We start from the raw sequence: 17,155 nt of genomic DNA, 5'->3' as shown, positions 1-17,155 counted from the left end.
GGCTGCAAAGCAGCCCCAATCCAGCCGGCAAACGTTATCTGACCGGCATTAGGGTTTACCCGCGAGTACCGGCAACGCCGCTCCCACAGGTTGCGCGGCGCGCTTTGGAAATTTGTTCGACAATCAACTGACCTTCAACGCCTCCCTGGCCCGCTGCGTGGTATGCATGGGCTGCGGCTTGGCCCAGTTCTCCGGCAGGTTGATGAAGTCCACCAGCTCGCGCAGCCTGCCCTGGTCTCGGCCATTGAAGGCAAATGACAAACGGGTCAGGTGGCTGAAGTTGCCCACTTCGTGCTCGGCACTGCTGTCAGGTTGCTGGTGATACTTGCCACTCAGGCGCAAGTCGGCAAAGCCTTCCTGGATGTCATACAGCGCCGCCTCGCTGAGCGGGTGATGCATGCGTATCACGAACTGGCTCTTCAGCCAGCGGCTGGAGTGGTAGTTGCTGTAGAACTGGTTGATTTCTTCCACTGCCTCGTCAGCGCTGTGCACCAGGCGCAGCAGTTTCAGGTCGCTGGGCAGGATGTAGCGGTTTTCCTCCAGTTGGCGGCTGATGAAGTCCAGGCAGTCGCGCCAGAAGCTGCCACCTGGCGAATCCAGCAGCACCACCGGTACCAGCGGACTCTTGCCGGTCTGGATCAGGGTCAGCACCTCCAGCGCTTCATCCAAAGTGCCGAAACCACCCGGGCACAGCACCAGGGCATCGGCCTCCTTGACGAAGAACAGCTTGCGGATGAAGAAGAAATGGAACGGCAGCAGCTTGTCGGTGCCGTCCACCGTGGGGTTGGCGTGTTGTTCGAAGGGCAGGGTGATGTTGAACCCCAGGCTGTGGTCGCTGCCGGCGCCTTCGTGGGCAGCTGCCATGATGCCGCCGCCAGCACCGGTGATGACCATCAGGTCGGAGCGTGCCAGGGTTGCGCCCAGCTCGCGGGCCAGGGCGTACATCGGGTGCTCCAGCGGAGTGCGCGCCGAGCCGAACACGGTCACCTTGCGCCGGCCCTTGTAGCGTTCCAGGGTGCGGAACGAATGGTCCAGTTCGCGCAGGGCCTGCAGGGTGATCTTGGCGCTCCAGCGGTCGGTGTCGTCATGGGCCATGCGCAGGATGGTCAGCATCATGTCGCGGTACAGCGGCAGGTTGGGGCTGTTCGGTGCCACCAGTTGCAGCTGTGCGTCGATGTTGCTCAGGTCGATGTTGTTGTCGCGGAAGTGGCTGAACAGCAGTTCACTCGATTGGTAAGGCATGCAACGTCTCCTTCTGCACCAATACCTCTGACCTCAATCTAGACCCTTGCGCTCGATTGTGCCGGGGGTGTTCGGCACAGCCGCCCGTCGGCATGCAGCCACAGGGGATGCGGGTTTGGTTAACTGGGTAAAGCGAAACGTGTCGATGCAGGAGGTGGCGGTATGCATCGCTTGATCATCGAAGTGGACCGGCAGCTTTACCAGCAGCTGGAGAATGCGGCCCAGGTGCATCACCTGAGCCTGGAGGCCGAGTGCCGGCGCAGGCTGTCGGGGCTGGAATGCCAGTCGCGCTACCTGCAGGCGCTGCTGGCAGAGATGCGCGCCGATGCCGCTGAAGGGCGCTGGCGCGCCCGTGAAGACGAGAAGGCGTAGCGATCGAAGTTGGTTACTTCTTCTTGTTGCCGGCCACGCAGCTGGCATTGTCGAACGCCTGGTCCATGATCGGCTGGTTGGTCTTGTAGACCGTGAAGCGGTAGACCATGACCGCGCCTTTGGACATCAGGTTGCGGAAACCGCTGTTGCGGCAGACGCTGTCACCCAGCTGGCTGCGTACCTGTTCGGGGTTGGCCTGCATGCGCTCGGCATGCTCCTGGCGCACGCTCAGGTGGTTGACCAGTGCCTTGCCTTCCACGGTGTAACCCTGGTCGAGGATGTCCTCGTTGATGGCTCGCGGGGTGCCGACACTGCTCTCTTTGGCAACCTTCTGCAGCGTGTTGTTCAGGTCGTATTCCTGCTTGGAAGCCGCCTGGGCTGCCAGGGGCAGGGCGAGCAACAGGCTCAGGGCGGGGACGATACGGCGCAGCATGAATCTCTCCTGGTTCGATGACTGGCGCTTTGACATGCGCGGGTCGACGGCGTTCCGTGAAAACCCCACTGTGGCTGCAATTGGGGCCGCAGTGCGGCCCATCGCCGGCAAGCCAGCTCCCACAGGGATTGCACATGGCCTGGGGGCAATGCGGTCGAGGTGGGAGCTGGCTTGCCGGCGATGGGCTGCGCAGCAGCCCCAGAAGCGCGCAGGCGCGAGGCTGGGGTAGGGTAGAAACAACGATTATAAGGGCCGCGCCGCCACCTGCACAGCAATTGCCCCCTGTTCTGGTAGACTGGCGCCCTTAGTTTTTTCCGAGTCATCCTTGTGTCCATTCCCAACCTGTCCAGAGGCCTGCCGGCATGAGCCATGCGGTAGCGCGCCTGCGCGCCGAACGCCTGGCCCGCAGCAACAAGCCCTTCATCGCCCGTGGTTCGCGTGCCGAGCGCTGCCCCGATTGCCGGGTCATCGCCACTCATTGCCTGTGCGCCTGGAAGCCGCGGGTGCAGGCCGAGTCCGGCGTGTGCCTGCTGATGCATGACACCGAGCCGCTGAAGCCCACCAATACCGGCTGGCTGATCGCCGACCTGATCGAGGACACCTCGGCCTTCGGCTGGCTGCGCACTTCGGTCGACGAACGCTTGCTGGCGTTGCTGGGCGATCCGCGTTGGCAGCCCTACATCGTTTTCCCCGGCGAATTCGTTGCCCAGGAGCGGGTGGTCAGCGAGGTAGTGCGCGAGCCGGGCAAGCGCCCGCTGTTCATCCTGCTGGATGCCACCTGGACCGAAGCGCGCAAGATGTTCCGCAAAAGCCCGTACCTTGACCGCTTCCCGGTGTTGAGCCTGCAGGCCGAGCAGATGTCTCGCTATCGCCTGCGCCGCTCCAAGCGCGACGATCACTTCTGCACCGCGGAAGTCGCTGCCATGTGCCTGGACCTGGCCGGTGATACCCAGGCCTCGCAGGCGCTGGACGCCTACCTGGATGTGTTCAGCCTGCATTACCTGAGCGGCAAGCGGCGCCTGCCGCTGGACGAGCAGGACGACACCCACCAGCGTTTGCATACCTTCCTATAGTCCAAGGGGCACAACCCCTGCTTTGGTTCATAATGACCCTTACCCGAGTGCCCGACACAGAACAGGATCCCCAGATCGATGGCCACTTACGAAATCCTGATTGCCGATGACCACCCGCTGTTCCGTGGCGCCTTGCGCCAGGCCGTTACCCTCGGCCTGGGCCCGGATGTACGCCTGGTTGAAGTCGCCAGCATTGCCGAACTGGAAACCCGTCTGAGCGAAAAAGCCGACTGGGACCTGGTGTTGCTGGACTTGAACATGCCGGGTGCCTACGGTTTTTCCGGGCTGGTGCTGCTGCGCGGGCAATACCCGCAGATCCCCGTGGTGATGGTATCGGCGCAGGAAGAGGCCGCAGTGGTGGTCAAGTCCCGCGAGTTTGGCGCCAGTGGCTTCATTCCCAAGTCCAGCACCCTGGAAGTGATCCAGGATGCGGTGCGCAAGGTGCTCGACGGCGAGGTCTGGTGGCCGCCGCAGGCGTTCGAAAAGGTCGATGTCTCGGCCGAGGCCAAGGCCGCCAGCGAAGGCCTTGCCAGCCTCACGCCGCAGCAGTTCCGCGTGCTGACCATGGTCTGCGAAGGCTTGCTGAACAAGCAGATCGCCTATGAGCTGAACGTGTCGGAAGCGACCATCAAGGCTCACGTGACCGCGATCTTCCGCAAGCTGGGTGTGCGTACCCGCACCCAGGCGGCGTTGTTGCTGCAACAACTTGAATCGGTTGCCAGCAGCTGAGTGCGCGTGGCTTCACGCTTTTTTGACCCGTGCCGGTCTAGTCTGCTGGCCTTTCCGTTGTGAAGTGACTCACATGACATCGCCATTCAAGGGCCAGACCGGCCTCAAACGTATCCTCAACGCCGCCGGCTATTCGCTGGACGGCCTGCGCGCCGCCTTCAAGGGCGAGGCCGCGTTCCGCCAGCTGGTGCTGCTCAACGTGCTGTTGGTCCCGGTCGCCTTCTGGCTGCCGGTCAGCCGTGCGGAGCGGGCGATCATGATCGCCGTGTGCCTGTTGGGCCTGATCGTCGAACTGTTCAATTCGGCGGTGGAAGCAGCCATCGACCGCATTTCGCTGGAGCGCCACCCACTGTCGAAAAACGCCAAGGACATGGGCAGCGCCGCGCAACTGGTGGCACTGACCATGGTGGCGCTGGTGTGGGGTGTGATCCTGCTTTAAGCGATCGGTGGCAATACGATCTCGTCACTGCGGGTGAAGCCCGCAGTGAAGTTGCGGCACAGTTCGAGAAATTCGCGCATGGCCGAGGTCTGGTACTTCTGTTTGTGCCAGATGAAGTAGAACTGGCGCATCAGGTCCAGCTCCGGGGTTTCTACCGCTACCAGGCTGCCGCGGCGGAAGGCGTCACGCAGGGCCAGGCGCGAGATGCAGCCGATGCCCAGGCCCGACTCCACCGCGCGCTTGATCGCTTCGGTGTGTTCCAGCTCCAGGCGGATATTGAGGTTGGTGCGGTGGTGGCGCATGGCCTGGTCGAAGGTCAGGCGCGTGCCCGAGCCCTGTTCGCGCAGGATCCACGCTTCCTGGGACAAGGTCTGTACATCGGCGCGGCCCAGCTTGGCCAGCGGGTGCTGCGGCGCGCAGAACACCACCAGCTCGTCCTCGACCCAAGGCTGCACTTCCAGGTCCGGGTGGTTGCAATCGCCTTCGATCAGACCCAGATCAATTTCGTAATGCGCCACCTGTTGCACGATATGCGCAGTGTTCTGCACATGCAGCTTCACCTGGCTTTCCGGGTGCACCTGCATGAAGCTGCCGATCAGCAGGGTGGCCAGGTAGTTGCCGATGGTCAGCGTGGCGCCGACCGCCAGCGAGCCGAAACCGGACTTGCCGTTGAGCAGGTCTTCGATTTCCTTGGCCTGGTCGAGCAGGGCCACGGCCTGCGGCAACAGTTGCTGGCCCAGGGCGTTGAGGCTCAGGCGCTTGCCGGCGCGGTCGAACAGCTGGCAGCTGGACTGGCGCTCAAGCTCGGTGATCGAGGTGCTGGCGGCCGACTGCGACAGGGCCAGCACACTGGCGGCGCGCGAAACGCTCTGGTGCTGGGCCACGGCAACGAAGACTTGCAGCTGACGAAGTGTAAATCGCATATCGATATAACCGATAACACATATCTTGATAATCCAGTTAACAGATATTGTCGCTGCCCCTAAACTATCGCGCAACTGCGCGTCTTGCGCGCGCCGCGTCTTTCTTCAGGAGCCCCATTAAATGAGCAACATGAACCACGAACGTGTCCTCAGTGTGCACCACTGGAACGACACCCTGTTCAGCTTCAAGTGCACTCGCGACCCGGGCCTGCGCTTCGAGAACGGTCAGTTCGTGATGATCGGCCTGCAACAAGAAAGCGGCCGTCCGCTCATGCGCGCCTATTCCATCGCTTCGCCGAACTGGGAAGAGCACCTGGAGTTCTTCAGCATCAAGGTGCCGGACGGTCCGCTGACCTCGCAGCTGCAGCACCTGAAGGAAGGCGACGAGATCATCATCAGCAAGAAGCCTACCGGTACCCTGGTACTCGACGACCTGAACCCGGGCAAGCACCTGTACCTGCTGAGCACCGGCACTGGCCTGGCACCGTTCATGAGTGTCATCCAGGACCCGGAAACCTACGAGCGGTTCGAGAAGGTGATCCTGGTGCACGGCGTGCGCTACGTGAACGAAGTGGCCTACCGCGAGTTCATCACCGAGCACCTGCCGCAGAACGAATTCTTCGGTGAGTCGGTTCGCGACAAGCTGATCTACTACCCGACCGTGACCCGTGAACCGTTCGAGAATCAGGGCCGCCTGACCGACCTGATGCGCAGCGGCAAGCTGTTCAGCGACATCGGCCTGCCACCGATCAACCCGCAGGACGACCGCGCGATGATCTGCGGCAGCCCGAGCATGCTCGACGAGACCAGCGAAGTACTGGACAGCTTCGGCCTGAAGATCTCCCCGCGCATGCGCGAGCCGGGTGATTACCTGATCGAGCGTGCCTTCGTCGAGAAGTAAGGCGCAGGCTGATGCAAAGAAGGCGACCCTTGGGTCGCCTTTCTTGTGCCTGTGATTCATGTATCGCCTGTACCGGCCCTATCGCCGGCAAGCCAGCTCCCACAGGAATCCCACAACATTTGAAACCTGTGCCGAACCTGTGGGAGCTGGCTTGCCGGCGATGAGGCCAGTGCAGGCAAACCCCAATCTATTCCACGCGCGTCTCGCCGCTATACACCAATATCTCCCGACACCGCTTGCACAGGTAGCGCCGCCCCTGGCGCACCAGCTTGTGCCGCTGCGCGGTAAACGGGAAGTCGCTTTGCGGGCACGGGCAGCGGTAGATGTAGCGGGTCACCACGCGCCGTTGCACTTCGTAGTTGTGGCAACGGTTGGGCGGCAGTTCATACACCCCGCGCATGATCAGCTGCCACTCCTCGCCATGGGCCTGGATGCGGTCGCCGAACAGCTGGTGGGCCACCAGGTGTGCCACTTCATGGGCCACGGTCTGGCGCAGGAAGTCTTCCTGGTTTTCGCGGTAAAGCTGCAGGTTGAAGCGCAGCAGGTTCTCGTGCAGGTGGGCGACACCGGCTTTTTGCCCGCGCAGCTTGAAGCTGACTTCCGGGCGCGGGAAGGGGCGTTTGAAGAAGGTTTCAGCTTGCTGGTAACAGGTTTCGACGCGTTGTCTGAGCAGCTCGGGCATGGCGGGGTGGTTCTCCTGACCGGGCATTATGCCGCAACCCCGGGCAGCGTGCCGAGCCACTGGTCAGCGCACAGCCAGAGGCCGCCTTGCGGCGGCCCCAGGTTGATGCCCCAGTGTTGGTCGAGTCTGTTCTAGTTGGTGTAGACGGGCCCCACGCCCAGTCCCCAGATGATCACCGTGGCGGCCATGATCGCCACCAGTACCACAAGGCCCACCGCCAGCACGGAGCTTGAGAACAGGAAGCCTTCGTCGGACGGTATGTTCATGAACGTCGGCAAACCGACGTACAGCAGGTACACCGTGTAGCAGATGGCGGCGGTGCCGATCAGCATGCCCAGCCACAGGTGCGGGTACAGTGCCGCCAGGCCGCCGATGAACAACGGGGTGGCGGTGTAGGTGGCAAAGGCGATGCACTGTGCCATGGACGGGTTGGCATCGTAGGTGCGGGCCATCCAGTGGATGAACGCCCCCATTACCGCCACCCCGGCAAGCATCGCCAGGTACGACATGATGCTCATCCAGATGGCGCTTTCCATGGTCAGCATCACCGCTGGCCGGTCGCCGATCACCCAGCCGACCTGGGTGGTACCGATGAACGCCGAAATGGCGGGGATCGCAGCCAGGATCAGGGTGTGCGTCAGGTACATGTGGCTGATGGTTTCTTCTTCGCCACGAATTTCCCGCCATTCCTGGTCGGGATGGGTAAACAGCCCCACAACGTGATGAATCATGCCGATCACTCCTCTCAATGTTGCCAAACGCCCCCCAGATGGAGCGCAAGCGGCCCGAGGCCCGAACACCGAAGCAAGCGGTAATGTGGCCTTATGTCGCAGTATAGGAAGCCGTTACCTGCATAAACCGAGCTTTTTAGAGCAAATTGCGCTGTAAGGCGCGCTGTTGATTACAATGAAGTCTTTATCGGAATGCCTACAGCGCCGCCGCGTTTGTGCGTAAAATAGCCGGCTTTTGTCACACCTCGCGGATCCAAGCGCTATGGGCACCCTCTCGGTCAACCAGAACAAACTGCAAAAACGCCTGCGTCGTCTCGCCGGCGAAGCCATCACCGACTACAACATGATCGAGGATGGCGACAAGGTCATGGTCTGCCTGTCCGGCGGCAAGGACAGCTACACCATGCTCGATGTTCTGTTGCACCTGCAGAAGGTGGCACCGATCAAGTTCGAGATCGTCGCGGTGAACATGGACCAGAAGCAGCCGGGTTTCCCCGAGCATGTGCTGCCGGCCTACCTCAAGGAACTGGGTGTCGAGTACCACATCGTCGAGAAGGACACCTACTCGGTGGTCAAGGAGCTGGTCCCCGAGGGCAAGACCACCTGCTCGCTGTGCTCGCGCCTGCGCCGTGGCACCCTGTATACCTTCGCCGACGAAATCGGCGCGACCAAGATGGCGCTGGGGCACCACCGCGACGATATCGTCGAAACCTTCTTCCTCAACATGTTCTTCAACGGCGCGCTCAAGGGCATGCCGCCGAAGCTGCGCGCCGACGATGGCCGCAACGTGGTGATCCGCCCGCTGGCCTACTGCAGCGAGAAGGATATCCAGGCCTACTCGGACATGAAGGAATTCCCGATCATCCCGTGCAACCTGTGCGGTTCGCAGGAAAACCTGCAGCGCCAGGTGGTCAAGGACATGCTGGTGGAGTGGGAGCGCAAGCACCCGGGGCGTACCGAGAGCATCTTCCGCGCCCTGCAGAACGTGGCACCGTCGCAGCTGGCTGACCGCAACCTGTTCGACTTCACCAGCCTGAAGATCGACGAAAACGCTACCCCGCGTTTCCTTGACGTGCTGAACATCTGAGCCCATGCGCGATTACCAGTGGTTGCACGAGTACTGCCTGAACCGCTTCGGCTCGGCCCAGGCCCTGGAGGCCTTCCTGCCGCAGCCGCGCACACCGGCGCAACTGCGTGATATCGGCGACGACCGCTACCTGTCGACCTTGGCCCTGCGCGTGTTCCGCGCCGGGCTCAAGCACAGCCTGGTGGATGCCAAGTGGCCGGCGTTCGAGCAGGTGTTCTTCGGCTTCGACCCGGAGAAGGTGGTATTGATGGGCGCCGAGCACCTCGAGCGGCTGATGCACGACGAGCGCATCATCCGCCACCTGGGCAAGCTCAAGAGCGTGCCGCGCAATGCGCAGATGGTTCTTGACGTGGCCAAGGAGAAGGGCAGTTTCGGCGCCTTCATCGCCGACTGGCCGGTGACCGACATCGTCGGTTTGTGGAAGTACCTGGCCAAGCACGGCAACCAGCTGGGCGGGTTGTCGGCACCGCGTTTCTTGCGCATGGTCGGCAAGGATACGTTCATCCCTACCGATGACATGGCTGCGGCGTTGATTGCGCAGAAGGTGATCGACAAGCCGCCGACCAGCCAGCGGGACCTGGCCTTGGTGCAGCAGGCGTTCAACCAGTGGCATGCCGAGAGTGGGCGGCCGCTGTGCCAGTTGTCGGTGATGCTGGCGCATACCGTCAACCATTGAGATTTTGGGGCCGCTTTGCGGCCCAATCGCCGGCAAGCCAGCTCCCACAGGTACAGCACAGGTCTCAAGCCTTGCGCTGTACCTGTGGGAGCTGGCTTGCCGGCGATTGGGCCGCAAAGCGGCCCCCGGATATCAACTGCCTTCGCCCGCCATGCGCCGCTCGTGCTGGAACTTCCAGCGCACATACAGCAGCCCGGCAATGAACAGCCCCAGGCTCACCAGCACTTCTACCCAGCCAAATACCGCCCGCGCCGGGTCGAACGCCGCCAGCACGCCCTTGATGAAATAGATATTCACCACGAAGCAGGTCCAGGCATGTGCCCGGGCGCTGCCCGTCAGCATGCCCGGCAGCAACAGCAGCAACGGCACCAGTTCGATCGCCAGGATCACCTCGACTCGCGCCCCGTGCAGGTTGGCGAACCACAGGTTGTTCACCAGCAGCAGGGCGATCAGGCCGAAGAAGAACGCCAGGCTCAATGCCCGCGTCAGGCGCAGGCGCGGTGCCAGCCATTCCAGCGCCGGCAATACCTTGGGCTTCTTAGCCACGTGCGGCCTCCAGGGCCTTGGCGGTGGTCGCCAGGCGTTGGCCAAGGGCGCGGCACAGGGCTATCTCGTGCTGGTCGAGCTCGCGCTTGCCATCGGCGCCAGCATGATGGCTGGCGCCATACGGGGTGCCGCCGCCGCGGGTCTCGAGCAGTGCCGATTCGCTGTACGGCAGGCCCATTACCAGCATGCCGTGGTGAATCAGTGGCAGCATCATCGACAGCAGGGTGGTTTCCTGCCCGCCATGCAGGCTGGCGGTTGAGGTGAACACGCCCGCCGGCTTGCCGACCAGTTCACCGCCCAGCCACAGGCTGCTGGTGCCATCCAGGAAGTACTTGAGCGGCGCTGCCATGTTGCCGAAGCGGGTCGGGCTGCCCAGTACCAGGCCGGCGCAGTGGCGCAGGTCGTCCAGGGTGGCGTACAGCGCGCCACTGGCCGGGATGTCCGGGGCCACTGCTTCGCACTCGGTGGAAATCGCCGGCACCGTGCGCAGGCGGGCTTCCATGCCGGCCAGCTCGATGCCGCGGGCGATGTGCCGGGCCATCTCGCTGGTCGAACCATGGCGGCTGTAATACAGCACCAGGATGTAGGGCTGGCTCACGGCAGGATCTCCAGTACTTTCTCGGGCGGTCGGCCGACCACGGCCTTGTCACCGACGACCAGGATCGGCCGCTCGATCAGCTTGGGGTGCCGGGCCATGGCCTCGATCAGTTGTGCGTCGGTCAGTGCCGGGTCGGCCAGGTTCAGCTCCTTGTACTCGTCCTCGCCGGTACGCAGCAGCTGGCGTGGGGCGATGCCCAGCTTGCCGAGCAGGGCCTTCAGGGTGGCAGCGTCGGGCGGGCTCTCGAGGTAGCGCACGATGGTCGGCGCCAGGCCGCGAGCTTCGAGCAGTTCCAGGGCGCCGCGGGATTTCGAGCAGCGCGGGTTATGATAGAGCGTGAGGTCGGTCATGTCGGGTCGCATCCAGCTGGGTGTGGCGGCTATTCTAACCGCAGCGACTGACCAATTTGCTTTAAAACTCGAGAAGGATTGACCCATGGCAAGGCGTCTGGCAGCAGTACTGGCCATCACCGCGAGCCTGTTGCTCGGTGGTTGCGGTGCCGATTATGGCGTGGACCAACACGGTAATACGGTTAAGGCCGAACAGATCGATGGGCACTGGCTGGTGCTCAACTACTGGGCCGAATGGTGCGGGCCGTGCCGTACCGAAATCCCTGAACTGAACGCGGCAGCCAAGCAGTGGGCGGCCGACGGTATCAAGGTGGTGGGGGTGAACTTCGATGGCTTGCAGGGGCAGGAGCTGAAGCAGGCTGCCGAAACCCTGGGCATCGCTTTCACCGTATTGGCGCAGGACCCGGCCGAGCGCTATGACCTGCCACGTAGCGAGGCATTGCCGGTGACCTACATCATCGATGACAAGGGCAAGGTGCGGGAACAGCTGATGGGCGAGCAGACCCTGGAAGGGCTGCAGGCCAAGATCAAGGCACTGAAGGGCGCCTGAAGTCAGCCTGTACCGGCCCTATCGCCGGCAAGCCAGCTCCCACAGGTACTGCACAGCATATGAATCCTGTGCAGTACCTGTGGGAGCTGGCTTGCCGGCGATAGGGCCGGTACAGGCAATAGCGATTCAGCCTTCCTCAGGCCAGAAGCGCAGCGGCTTGCCTTCGGCCGGCCAGAAACGCATCTGCTCGATAGGCGACACATCCCAGCGCTGCACTGTTTCCAGCGCCTGCAGGAAGCGCTTTTCCTGCTCCATCAACGCCGGTGCGCAGAGCTTGCGGGTCTTGCCGACCTTGCCGAAGCTCAGGTGCTCGCCGTCCAGTGTGTACGGCGCAAACCAGTGGTTGCAGCCGCCGTTGCCATAGGCACGGCCATCGCTGGCCAAGGTCAGGGTCAGGTGGCTGTAGTCGATCAGCGGCCGTTCGCCAATCCACTCCAGCACGTAGCTGCGCTCCTGCTGCAGCTTGGAAGGTTCCGCGGCGCAGCCGAGCAGGCCGGTGGCAATCAGCACGCCGGTCAGCAGATTCTTCACTCGGCGCTCTCCTGGCAACGCGGGCACAGGTGTTTTTCGCCACGGCTGGCCCAGCCCAGCTCGGCAACGCGCGCGCTGGCGGCAGGCTGGCGGGCTTTCTTGCCCAGCTTGGCGTCCACCGCGAACTCGAAGTCCAGCACGGCGTCGCAGCTGTCGCACGCAACCTGCCAGGTGAGGATTTCCAGCTCGTTGAACACCGGGCCGCTGGCCACGGCAACCCACTGGCCGCGCGGGTTGATCAGGTGGCGCACGCTCTCCACTGTCAGGCGCATGGACAAGTCCTTGCTGCCCTTGAGGGTGACCAGCAGGGTGTCGCCTTTGTGCATCGAACCGCCGTTGCCGGTGACCTGATAGCGGCCCGGCACCAGGGCGCGGCACTCGATCAGGGTGTGTTGCGGGTTGAAAAGGGTGTAGCGGAAATCGTGCTCGACCATGGGTCCTCCAGAAATGCCGCGTATCCTAGCACTAACCCATCACCAGATTCTGTGGATTGCCTGCCGCCCAGCGGTTGATGTTGTCCAGCGTGGTCGCGGCGATGGCATCCAGTGCCTCGCGGGTAAGGAACGCCTGGTGGGCAGTGATGATCACGTTGGGGAAGGTCAGCAGGCGGGCCAGTACGTCGTCCTGCAGCGGCAGGTCGGAGCGGTCTTCGAAGAACAGCTGGGCTTCTTCTTCGTAGACGTCCAGGCCCAGGTAGCCGAGCTGGCCGCTCTTCAGCGCGTCGATCAGCGCCGGGGTGTCGACCAGCGCGCCGCGGCCGGTGTTGATCAGCATGGCGCCGGGCTGCAGCTGGGCCAGGCTTTGTGCATTGATCAGGTGCCGGGTGTGCTCGGTCAGCGGGCAGTGCAGGCTGATGACGCGGGCTTCGCGCAGCAACTCGGGCAATGGCAGGTAGCGCGCGCCCAAGGCCAGCAGGTCGGGGTTGGGGTAAGGGTCATAGGCCAGCAACTGGCAGCCGAAACCGGCCATGATGCGGGCAAAGGCTGTGCCGATCTGGCCGGTACCGACCACGCCGACGGTCTTGCCGTGCAGGTCGAAGCCGGTCAGCCCGTGCAGGGTGAAGTCACCCTCGCGGGTGCGGTTGTAGGCCCGGTGCAAGCGCCGGTTCAGGGCCAGGATCAGCGCCACGGCGTGTTCGGCCACGGCGTGCGGCGAGTAGGCCGGCACCCGCACTACGGTCAGGCCCAGGCGCTGGGCGGCGGCCAGGTCGACATGGTTGTAGCCGGCCGAACGCAGGGCGACCAGGCGCGTGCCGCCTGCGGCCAGGCGTTGCAGCACCTGGGCGTCGAGCTCGTCATTGATGAAGGCGCAGACCACCTCGTAGCCATCGGCCAGGGCAGCGGTGTCGAGGGTCAGGCGGGCGGGCTGGAAGTGCAGGTCCAGGGTGGTGCCGCTGGCGGCACGGGTGAAGCTTTCCTGGTCGTAGTGCTGGCTGCTGAACAACAGGGCGCGCATGGTGGGTTCCTTTGCAATGGTCTGGGGATTGTAGCCAGCGGGTTGAAAGGGGTGTTGACCTGGACCGGCCCTATCGCCGGCAAGCCAGCTCCCACAGGTACAACACAGCCTTCAAGAGCAGTGATTTCCTGTGGGAGCTGGCTTGCCGGCGATAGGGCCGGTGAGGTCAGGCGCTCAATCTGGCCTGCGCCGCCAAGCGGTTGATTGCCGCATCCAGTTCGTCCAGCGCCTGCTGTGCCAGCGGGTTTTCCTGCTTGAGCAAGGTTTCGCTGCGCTGGCACGCGGCCCGCAACTGCGGCACGCCGCAATAACGCGAGGCGCCGTTCAGGCGGTGCACCTGTTCGATCAGGCCGTTGCGGTCGTCGGCCTCGCGGGCAGCGCGTATGGCTTCGCGGTCGGCTTCCAGCGAGGTCAGCAGCATGCTCAGCATATCCGCCGCCAGGTCCGCCTTGCCGGCGGCCAGGCGCAGACCTTCCTCGGGGTCCAGCACCTTCAGGTCATCACCGTTGGCCAGTTGCTCGGCCAGGCGTTCCTGCTGTGGCGCGCCCAGGCTCAGGCCGGTCCATTTCATCACCACCTGGGCCAGCTGCCGTTCGCTGATCGGCTTGGTCAGGTAGTCGTCCATGCCACCGTGCAGCAACGCGCGTTTCTCGTTGGCCATGGCGTGGGCGGTGAGGGCGACGATCGGCAGCGGGTTGCCGCTTTGGGTGTTTTCCCACAAGCGAATCTGCTCGGTGCAGGCGCGGCCGTCCATACCGGGCATCTGCACGTCCATCAGCACCAGGTCGAACGGCTCGTCCTGCACCGCCTGCACCGCCGCATAGCCGTTGTCGACGGCAAGCACCTCGGCGCCCAGATCTTCGAGCAGGGTCTGCACCAGCAGCAGGTTGGCGGGGTTGTCGTCGACGCAGAGGATCTTCGGCTGGCGCTGGCCGTTGACGCTGTTCACCTCGCCCTGCGGGCGGCGCGGTTGCACCAGTTCCAGCAACAGGCGGCGCAGTTTGCGCGTGCAGGTCGGCTTGGACAGCAACTGGCCATGGCCGTTGGGCAGGTACGGATGGTACAGCGCCTGCTCGGTGGTCGGGCACAGCACCACGCACTGGCAATGGTAGCGCTCGAGCTGCTGGTGGTAATGGCCCAGCTGCTCGGGCGACAGGTTGCCAAGGTTTGCCCCGAGCACGGCGAACTCGAACGGCAGGCCAGCCTGGCTGGCGGCCTGCACGCCCTGCAGCAGCTGGTCGTAGGAGGCGAACAGGCTGACGCTGAGGCCGCAGTCTTCCAACTGGTGTTCCAACGCCTGGCGCGCCAGCTCGTGGCCGTCGACGATGGCTGCGCGGCGGCCCAGCAGCGGTTGCAGCGGCAACTCCTCGACACCATCGTGGGCCTTGGGCAGGTTGAGGCTGATCCAGAACTGCGAACCCTCGCCCGGGGTGCTGTCGACGCCGATCTCGCCGCCCATCTGCTCGATCAGGCGCTTGGAAATCACCAGCCCCAGGCCGGTGCCGCCGGGCTGGCGGGCCAGCGAGTTGTCGGCCTGGCTGAAGGCCTGGAACAGCGTACGCACATCCTGTGGCGACAGGCCGATGCCGGTGTCCTGCACGCTGATGCGCAGCTGCGCACTGTCTTCGTGCTCGTCTTCGAGCATGGCGCGCACGACGATGGTGCCTTCGCGGGTGAACTTGATGGCGTTGCTGACCAGGTTGGTCAGGATCTGCTTGAGCCGCAACGGGTCGCCGATCAGCGACGACGGGGTATCGCGGTAGATCAGGCTGAGCAGCTCCAGCTGCTTGGCGTGGGCGGCCGGGGCGAGGATGGTCAGGGTGTCCTGGATCAGGTCGCGCAGGTTGAAGGGGATGCTGTCGAGCACCAGCTTGCCGGCCTCGATCTTGGAGAAGTCGAGGATCTCGTTGATGATCCCCAGCAAGTTGTCGGCGGACTTCTCGATGGTGCTCAGGTAGTCCAGCTGGCGCGGTGTCAGCTCGCTTTTCTGCAGCAGGTGGGTGAAACCGAGGATACCGTTGAGCGGGGTGCGGATTTCGTGGCTCATGTTGGCCAGGAATTCCGACTTGATGCGGCTGGCTTCCAGGGCTTCCTTGCGCGCCATGTCCAGCTCGATGTTCTGGATCTCGATGGTTTCCAGGTTCTGGCGCACGTCCTCGGTGGCCTGGTCGATGCTGTGCTGCAGCTCTTCGTGGGCGTTGTGCAGGGTTTCGGCCATGCGGTTGATGCCGCGCGCCAGCTCGTCCAGCTCATGGCTGCCCATGGCCGGCAGGCGTTCCTCGAGGTGGCCGTCCTTGAGCTGGTTGACCGCGTGCTTGATGCGCTTGATCGGGTCGTTGATGGTGCGGCTCATGCGCAGTGCCAGCAGGCCGCTGAGCACCAGGCAGGCGAGGATCAGCAACAGGCTGGTGAACAGGTTGCGGTAGCCGCGCAGCAGGGTGCCGTCGTGGGACAGCTCGATCTCGACCCAGCCCAGCAGGCGTTCGGATTCGGCCGGCACGGCATCGGTGGCCAGGTCACGATGGTGGCCGAATACCGGCATCAGGTAGCGTGTGGCGTCATTGCCGCTGCGCTGCAGCAGCTGGGTGCCGCTGCCGCCGCTGGGTGGCTGGTTGAGCATGCTCGGGCCGGCGTGGGCCAGGCGCGTGCGGTCCGGGGCCAGGAAGGCGACCGCACGCACATCGGCCTGCTCCAGGGTTTGTGCGGCAATGCGCTCAAGTTGTGCCGGTGCCAGCTTGGCCATGGCGGGCGCGGCCAGCGGCGCAAGTTGCTCGGCGATCATCTTGCCGCGTTGCAGCAGCTGGGTGCGCAGGTCGTTCTGTTGCAGCCAGGTGAAGTAACTACCCAGCACCAGGGCCATCAGGCCGGCCGGCAGCAGGGCCAGCAGCAGGACCCGGCTGCGAATTCCCAAGCGATCGAGCACACTCGCCTCCTGTCATGTGCCTGGACGCCGTCAAGCGATGACGGCCAAGCCGGGAAGTTACTCCGCCTGCCGCGCTATTGCACCTCTTTAGTACGTGTTTTGCGCCCTTGCAGGGGCATTGGTCGCAGGGCGGTTGCCTGGCGGGCGCTGGATACTCAATAATTGCGCAATTGAGAATGCATGGCAGTTGCCAATGAATCCTGTAGCTATTCACAACTCCAATATCCTCGCCATCGAGGATGACCCGGTCCTCGGTGCCTACCTGCACGAAGAGCTGCAGCGCGGCGGCTTCCAGGTGACCTGGTGCCGCAATGGCCTGGAGGGCCTGGAAACGGCGGGGCGCCAGGCTTTCGATGTGGTGCTCATGGACATCCTGCTGCCCGGGCTCAACGGCCTGGATGCCCTTGCGCAGTTGCGCAAGCGCAGCGCCACGCCGGTGATCCTGATGTCGGCGCTGGGCGCCGAGGCCGACCGCATCAGCGGTTTCCAGCGCGGTGCCGACGACTACCTGCCCAAGCCGTTCAGCATGGCCGAGCTGCAGGTACGCATCGAGGCCATCCTGCGCCGCGTCGCCCTCGAGCGGCGCCATCAAGCCCCGCAGGCGCGTGCCGGCAGCGGCGAACTGCAATACGACGAGGCGCTGTGCGACGTGCGCCTGGAGGGTCGCCTGGCCGGCCTGACTCCCAGCGAATACCGCCTGCTCGACATCCTCAACCGCAACCTCGACGAAGTGCTGAGCAAGCCGTTCCTCTACCAGCAAGTGCTGCAGCGGGGCTATTCGCGGCATGACCGCAGCCTGGACATGCACATCAGCCAGATCCGCCGCAAGCTCAAGGGTATCGGCTATCACGAACGGCAGATCCGCACCGTGTGGGGCAAGGGCTACGTACTCAGCGCCAGCGAGGCGGAGTGAC

General features: G+C 63.8%; 21 protein-coding genes. 9 read left to right on the top strand and 12 right to left on the bottom strand.

Translation table 11 applies throughout. From position 1 onward, the window contains the following. Positions 1-123: 123 nt before the first annotated feature. Entirely contained in the window at positions 124-1,242 is a 1,119-nt protein-coding gene (locus RYH74_RS21745; RefSeq protein WP_025337997.1) for an LOG family protein, read from the bottom strand. A gap of 162 nt (positions 1,243-1,404) precedes the next feature. On the opposite strand from RYH74_RS21745, the gene RYH74_RS21740 reads away from it, so the two are divergent. Next, entirely contained in the window at positions 1,405-1,614 is a 210-nt protein-coding gene (locus RYH74_RS21740) for a hypothetical protein (protein ID WP_025337998.1), read from the top strand. Between the two features lie 13 nt (positions 1,615-1,627). Here the strand turns inward: RYH74_RS21740 and RYH74_RS21735 are convergent, their stop codons facing one another. Continuing rightward, positions 1,628-2,047: a quorum-sensing-regulated virulence factor family protein gene (locus RYH74_RS21735; RefSeq protein WP_075043996.1), complete on the bottom strand. Its 420-nt coding sequence runs from the start codon at positions 2,045-2,047 to the stop codon at positions 1,628-1,630. Between the two features lie 362 nt (positions 2,048-2,409). Here RYH74_RS21735 and RYH74_RS21730 point away from each other — a divergent pair, with 362 nt between their 5' ends. From RYH74_RS21730 to RYH74_RS21720, 3 genes are all read left to right on the top strand, one after another. Continuing rightward, on the top strand, positions 2,410-3,120 hold the full coding sequence (locus RYH74_RS21730; protein ID WP_025337999.1) for a tRNA-uridine aminocarboxypropyltransferase: 711 nt from the start codon (positions 2,410-2,412) through the stop codon (positions 3,118-3,120). 78 nt (positions 3,121-3,198) lie between these two features. After that, on the top strand, positions 3,199-3,849 hold the full coding sequence (gene erdR / locus RYH74_RS21725; protein ID WP_025338000.1) for a response regulator transcription factor ErdR: 651 nt from the start codon (positions 3,199-3,201) through the stop codon (positions 3,847-3,849). A gap of 73 nt (positions 3,850-3,922) precedes the next feature. Beyond that, entirely contained in the window at positions 3,923-4,288 is a 366-nt protein-coding gene (locus RYH74_RS21720) for a diacylglycerol kinase (protein WP_025338001.1), read from the top strand. Here RYH74_RS21720 and finR read toward each other — a convergent pair. Continuing rightward, on the bottom strand, positions 4,285-5,211 hold the full coding sequence (gene finR, locus RYH74_RS21715; RefSeq protein ID WP_004375481.1) for a LysR family transcriptional regulator FinR: 927 nt from the start codon (positions 5,209-5,211) through the stop codon (positions 4,285-4,287). The two genes, RYH74_RS21720 and finR, sit on opposite strands and share 4 nt — an antisense overlap. A gap of 121 nt (positions 5,212-5,332) precedes the next feature. Here finR and fpr point away from each other — a divergent pair, with 121 nt between their 5' ends. Beyond that, the gene (fpr, locus tag RYH74_RS21710; RefSeq protein WP_004375483.1) at positions 5,333-6,112 is read left to right on the top strand and encodes a ferredoxin-NADP reductase; all 780 of its coding nucleotides are present in this window, start codon (positions 5,333-5,335) and stop codon (positions 6,110-6,112) included. Positions 6,113-6,299: 187 nt separating this feature from the next. Here fpr and RYH74_RS21705 read toward each other — a convergent pair whose 3' ends face one another. After that, complete coding sequence (locus RYH74_RS21705; protein WP_025338002.1) at positions 6,300-6,794, bottom strand: SprT family zinc-dependent metalloprotease; 495 nt, start codon at positions 6,792-6,794, stop codon at positions 6,300-6,302. 131 nt (positions 6,795-6,925) lie between these two features. Continuing rightward, positions 6,926-7,525, bottom strand: a complete 600-nt coding sequence (locus RYH74_RS21700; protein ID WP_012270925.1) for a Yip1 family protein — start codon at positions 7,523-7,525, stop codon at positions 6,926-6,928. A gap of 262 nt (positions 7,526-7,787) precedes the next feature. Between RYH74_RS21700 and ttcA the strand changes: the two genes are divergently transcribed. Continuing rightward, complete coding sequence (gene ttcA / locus RYH74_RS21695; protein WP_012270926.1) at positions 7,788-8,612, top strand: tRNA 2-thiocytidine(32) synthetase TtcA; 825 nt, start codon at positions 7,788-7,790, stop codon at positions 8,610-8,612. 4 nt (positions 8,613-8,616) lie between these two features. Continuing rightward, the gene (locus RYH74_RS21690) at positions 8,617-9,288 is read left to right on the top strand and encodes a DNA-3-methyladenine glycosylase I (RefSeq protein ID WP_317410110.1); all 672 of its coding nucleotides are present in this window, start codon (positions 8,617-8,619) and stop codon (positions 9,286-9,288) included. A gap of 132 nt (positions 9,289-9,420) precedes the next feature. On the opposite strand, the gene RYH74_RS21685 is transcribed toward RYH74_RS21690, so the two are convergent. From RYH74_RS21685 to arsC, 3 genes are read right to left on the bottom strand one after another with little or no spacing between them, the layout of a single operon-like run. Continuing rightward, positions 9,421-9,834: a DUF2069 domain-containing protein gene (locus tag RYH74_RS21685; RefSeq protein WP_085593200.1), complete on the bottom strand. Its 414-nt coding sequence runs from the start codon at positions 9,832-9,834 to the stop codon at positions 9,421-9,423. Further along, a complete protein-coding gene (gene wrbA / locus RYH74_RS21680) occupies positions 9,827-10,432 on the bottom strand; it encodes an NAD(P)H:quinone oxidoreductase (protein WP_317410109.1) in 606 nt (201 codons plus the stop codon). The genes RYH74_RS21685 and wrbA overlap by 8 nt, the downstream gene beginning before the upstream one ends. Continuing rightward, entirely contained in the window at positions 10,429-10,782 is a 354-nt protein-coding gene (gene arsC / locus RYH74_RS21675; protein ID WP_075044001.1) for an arsenate reductase (glutaredoxin), read from the bottom strand. Before arsC ends, wrbA begins: the two co-directional genes overlap by 4 nt. A gap of 85 nt (positions 10,783-10,867) precedes the next feature. Here arsC and RYH74_RS21670 point away from each other — a divergent pair, with 85 nt between their 5' ends. Continuing rightward, entirely contained in the window at positions 10,868-11,332 is a 465-nt protein-coding gene (locus RYH74_RS21670; RefSeq protein ID WP_015269224.1) for a TlpA disulfide reductase family protein, read from the top strand. A gap of 126 nt (positions 11,333-11,458) precedes the next feature. On the opposite strand, the gene RYH74_RS21665 is transcribed toward RYH74_RS21670, so the two are convergent. The 4 genes from RYH74_RS21665 to RYH74_RS21650 form a co-directional block, all read right to left on the bottom strand. Beyond that, complete coding sequence (locus RYH74_RS21665) at positions 11,459-11,863, bottom strand: META domain-containing protein (RefSeq protein WP_004375489.1); 405 nt, start codon at positions 11,861-11,863, stop codon at positions 11,459-11,461. Continuing rightward, positions 11,860-12,297, bottom strand: a complete 438-nt coding sequence (locus tag RYH74_RS21660; RefSeq protein WP_004375491.1) for a hypothetical protein — start codon at positions 12,295-12,297, stop codon at positions 11,860-11,862. The genes RYH74_RS21665 and RYH74_RS21660 overlap by 4 nt, the downstream gene beginning before the upstream one ends. Positions 12,298-12,328: 31 nt before the next feature. Then, positions 12,329-13,318: a 2-hydroxyacid dehydrogenase gene (locus RYH74_RS21655; protein WP_025338007.1), complete on the bottom strand. Its 990-nt coding sequence runs from the start codon at positions 13,316-13,318 to the stop codon at positions 12,329-12,331. Positions 13,319-13,484: 166 nt separating this feature from the next. Further along, positions 13,485-16,241 carry a response regulator gene (locus RYH74_RS21650; RefSeq protein WP_317410108.1) on the bottom strand — a complete coding sequence of 919 codons (2,757 nt, stop codon included), beginning with the start codon at positions 16,239-16,241 and terminating at the stop codon, positions 13,485-13,487. A 193-nt stretch (positions 16,242-16,434) separates the two neighbouring features. On the opposite strand from RYH74_RS21650, the gene RYH74_RS21645 reads away from it, so the two are divergent. After that, positions 16,435-17,154, top strand: coding sequence for a response regulator transcription factor (locus RYH74_RS21645; RefSeq protein ID WP_317410107.1), 720 nt, complete (start codon positions 16,435-16,437; stop codon positions 17,152-17,154). Position 17,155: the final 1 nt, after the last annotated feature.

This window comes from Pseudomonas sp. LSJ-87, assembly GCF_032971465.1.
Classification (GTDB): Bacteria; Pseudomonadota; Gammaproteobacteria; order Pseudomonadales; family Pseudomonadaceae; genus Aquipseudomonas; species Aquipseudomonas putida_Z.
The sequence above is the reverse complement of the archived record's forward strand: the minus strand, read 5'-3'. Positions and strand labels throughout refer to the sequence as shown.

Coding starts and splice junctions, on each gene's coding strand:
- RYH74_RS21745 (WP_025337997.1), bottom strand. CDS start 1,242: ATGCCTTACCAATCGAGTGAACTGCTGTTCAGCCACTTCCGCGACAAC.
- RYH74_RS21740 (WP_025337998.1), top strand. CDS start 1,405: ATGCATCGCTTGATCATCGAAGTGGACCGGCAGCTTTACCAGCAGCTG.
- RYH74_RS21735 (WP_075043996.1), bottom strand. CDS start 2,047: ATGCTGCGCCGTATCGTCCCCGCCCTGAGCCTGTTGCTCGCCCTGCCC.
- RYH74_RS21730 (WP_025337999.1), top strand. CDS start 2,410: ATGAGCCATGCGGTAGCGCGCCTGCGCGCCGAACGCCTGGCCCGCAGC.
- erdR (WP_025338000.1), top strand. CDS start 3,199: ATGGCCACTTACGAAATCCTGATTGCCGATGACCACCCGCTGTTCCGT.
- RYH74_RS21720 (WP_025338001.1), top strand. CDS start 3,923: ATGACATCGCCATTCAAGGGCCAGACCGGCCTCAAACGTATCCTCAAC.
- finR (WP_004375481.1), bottom strand. CDS start 5,211: ATGCGATTTACACTTCGTCAGCTGCAAGTCTTCGTTGCCGTGGCCCAG.
- fpr (WP_004375483.1), top strand. CDS start 5,333: ATGAGCAACATGAACCACGAACGTGTCCTCAGTGTGCACCACTGGAAC.
- RYH74_RS21705 (WP_025338002.1), bottom strand. CDS start 6,794: ATGCCCGAGCTGCTCAGACAACGCGTCGAAACCTGTTACCAGCAAGCT.
- RYH74_RS21700 (WP_012270925.1), bottom strand. CDS start 7,525: ATGATTCATCACGTTGTGGGGCTGTTTACCCATCCCGACCAGGAATGG.
- ttcA (WP_012270926.1), top strand. CDS start 7,788: ATGGGCACCCTCTCGGTCAACCAGAACAAACTGCAAAAACGCCTGCGT.
- RYH74_RS21690 (WP_317410110.1), top strand. CDS start 8,617: ATGCGCGATTACCAGTGGTTGCACGAGTACTGCCTGAACCGCTTCGGC.
- arsC (WP_075044001.1), bottom strand. CDS start 10,782: ATGACCGACCTCACGCTCTATCATAACCCGCGCTGCTCGAAATCCCGC.
- RYH74_RS21670 (WP_015269224.1), top strand. CDS start 10,868: ATGGCAAGGCGTCTGGCAGCAGTACTGGCCATCACCGCGAGCCTGTTG.
- RYH74_RS21660 (WP_004375491.1), bottom strand. CDS start 12,297: ATGGTCGAGCACGATTTCCGCTACACCCTTTTCAACCCGCAACACACC.
- RYH74_RS21655 (WP_025338007.1), bottom strand. CDS start 13,318: ATGCGCGCCCTGTTGTTCAGCAGCCAGCACTACGACCAGGAAAGCTTC.
- RYH74_RS21645 (WP_317410107.1), top strand. CDS start 16,435: ATGAATCCTGTAGCTATTCACAACTCCAATATCCTCGCCATCGAGGAT.